Origin of the sequence: Bacillus sp. GMs2/2 (genome assembly GCF_050172095.1) — a bacterium.
Classification (GTDB): domain Bacteria; phylum Bacillota; class Bacilli; order Bacillales; family Bacillaceae_G; genus Bacillus_A; species Bacillus_A cereus.
Map to the genome: position 1 here is coordinate 1 of NZ_JBNLYE010000465.1, position 2689 is coordinate 2689.

Consider the following 2689-nt stretch of genomic DNA (forward strand, 5'->3'; position numbering starts at 1 on the left):
TTTATTAAAGATACAACAATTAAAAACAAAGCCACGAGTAGTAAAGCAATTCCTATACTTCTATTTTCTTTTCCGTTATTTTTTAAATTTTGCACGCCTAAGCTAACTAACATAGACCCTAAAAGCGTTTGTAAAATTAGCATACTCAGTTCCGAAGTATCATTCCAACTATAAATGGAATACCCCATTATAATAATTGCAAGTAAAACAGTTACGATCCTATTCATACGCAAACCCTCCCTTTTTAAAAAGAAACCGCTAAGTTTTCTTAGCGGTTTTATTAACAATTTATATTTAGTAAATGTGCTTTTCATGAATTTGATATAAGTCAAAAGAATTTCCTGCCCAATATAACTACGCATGTTAGCCCACTTTTTCTTTATTCAGTCTACTTACAATTCCAACAATAAATTTATATTCAACCCTTCTCTTCTTATCTTTCTTAAAACCCTCTTTCGTATCAAAAATAAAACAAGTTTTCCGAAACCAAATACGTACGTATAATGACTCAAAATAAATAGGTTTTATAATACCTCGTTCTTCAAATTCAGTCCCATCTTTATTTTCAGTTTCCGTTCGAACAAACCACCTATTCCCGATTCCAATTTCAATGTACTTCACACACTAACCTCCATTAGGAAATTTCCCTTCTAACAATTCTATTATTTCCCCGGTAAGCGCACATTCCGACAGAACATGAGCCCACAAAGAAAAAGTAGATTGCAAAAATCTACTTTATAACTTATATTTTTGCATTCGTTTATAAAATGTACTACGGGGTACATTTAATAGTTTTGCAGCTAACGAAACATTTCCATTTGTCTTTTGTAATGCTTCAATCATGCTATCACGCTGTATTTTTTCGCGAAAATGTAATGTATGTTCTGTTTTATTTTCAGCTTGCAACTCAAGTTGTTCTTGATTTCCCATCATTGTTTGTATCAAAAAAACGACTTGTTTTTCGCATATTTCCCGTCCTTGCGACAAAATGTAAATACGTTCTAATACATTTACTAGTTCCCGAATATTTCCGGGCCATGTATGTTGTAAAAATTGATTGTATATACTCTTTGGAAATACAACATTCCAATTCTTCCGTTCGCAAAAGTGTTGTATAAAATATGGGATATCCTCTTTTCTTTCTATTAACGATGGAACATATAACGGATAAACGTGCAAACGATAATATAAATCTTGACGGAATTTCCCTTCTTCTACTAACCGTAGTAAATCTTTATGTGTGGCAGTAATAATACGAATATTTACTGGTACCAATTTTGAACTCCCAATTGGAGTTATTGTGCGTTCTTGTAAAACACGCAATAATGCTACTTGCATCTCTGGTGGTACTTCACCAATTTCATCTAAAAATAATGTTCCTCCGTTTGCTTGTTCAAATTTCCCTTTATACCCTCGGCGCCGCGCACCTGTAAATGCACCTTCAGCATAACCGAACAATTCACTTTCCATTAATTCTTTAGGCAAAGAACCGCAGTTAACAGCTATAAAGGGCCCGTCTTTTCTTGGACTATTTTCATGAATCGCTCTCGCGACATATTCCTTTCCTACTCCTGTCTCACCACATACATACACACTAGCATCAGTCGGTGAAACAAGCTTAATTTCTTCTAGTGTGTGTTGAAATGCTCTGCTTGTCCCGGTAACTCCTGGAAAAGTAATTCCTTTTATAAATGTGAAAGTAGAATATGTATTCATTTGTTTGTTTTCCTTTAAATACATACATTTCCCAATCATTCTTTCATTACTATATACCGGTATCTCTAATTTAGTTTCCAATCCATGGTGCATTAACTCTTCAACTTTCATTCTTGACCAATTATTTATTCGTTCACGAACGCTCTTACTCGCAGAAACGATAACATCACGATGATTACAAATAACTACTTGTTCATCACTATCAATAACATCTAAAAAACGATGAATTAAGTGTAATTCATTTTGATGAACTCTTATGCTACATTCACGTTCTATCGCATGTGCAATTGAAGTTACCATACCGAGCATATATGGATGCGAAAATTCAATTGGACACGAGAAATCTAGAACACCAATTAATTTCCCATCATCATTATGAATGGGAGCAGCCGCACAACTCCAGCTATGAGATGCCACGGTATAATGTTCAGTACCACTTATCATAATAGCTTCTTCAATTTCTAGCGCTGTTCCAATTGCATTTGTGCCAACAGCTGCTTCCGTCCATTTTACACCTTCAATAAAATTAATATGTTTCGCTCGCTTTAACGTTTGTTTATTTCCACTTAACGATAGAACATAACCATCTGGATCGATTAATAATGCCATCATTTGTAATTCATCAATGGTTTTTCTCATATTTTGTATTTGAGGTAATGCTATATCAAGGAAAATTTCACTCTTTTTCTTTTGTTCTTGAAAAAAAACAGAAGACAAAATTTTCTGACCTTTACTCATATGAGGATTCACATTTGCTTGTTTACATCGGTACCATGATTCTGAAATTCTTTCGTTTATACGGTTCGAATCAAGGACTCCTTCATCAATAAACTTTTTCCATGTATGTAAGTAAAACGGTGAAGCTAACATTGTATCATCTCCCTTTTAATTGTTTTGGAGATTTATAAAACATACTTTTATTATAAAACTGAATAAAAGCGTTTTCAATAAAACTAGCAAGACGACACAAATA

The 2689-nt window shown here is 33.6% G+C and carries 3 protein-coding genes; all 3 read right to left on the bottom strand.

Going from position 1 to position 2689, the window contains the following annotated elements:
- Window positions 1–227: DUF3953 domain-containing protein (locus ACQGS6_RS26070; protein ID WP_426965851.1), on the bottom strand; the 227-nt coding region annotated here is incomplete at its 3' end.
- A gap of 136 nt (window positions 228–363) precedes the next feature.
- The gene (locus ACQGS6_RS26075) at window positions 364–621 is read right to left on the bottom strand and encodes a DUF3977 family protein (protein ID WP_000873842.1); all 258 of its coding nucleotides are present in this window, start codon (window positions 619–621) and stop codon (window positions 364–366) included.
- Between the two features lie 114 nt (window positions 622–735).
- A complete protein-coding gene (locus tag ACQGS6_RS26080) occupies window positions 736–2586 on the bottom strand; it encodes a sigma-54-dependent Fis family transcriptional regulator (protein WP_025966134.1) in 1851 nt (616 codons plus the stop codon).
- Window positions 2587–2689: the final 103 nt, after the last annotated feature.

Excerpts from the sequence above, each read along its gene's own strand:
- ACQGS6_RS26080 (WP_025966134.1), bottom strand. The coding sequence starts at position 2,586 with ATGTTAGCTTCACCGTTTTACTTACATACATGGAAAAAGTTTATTGAT.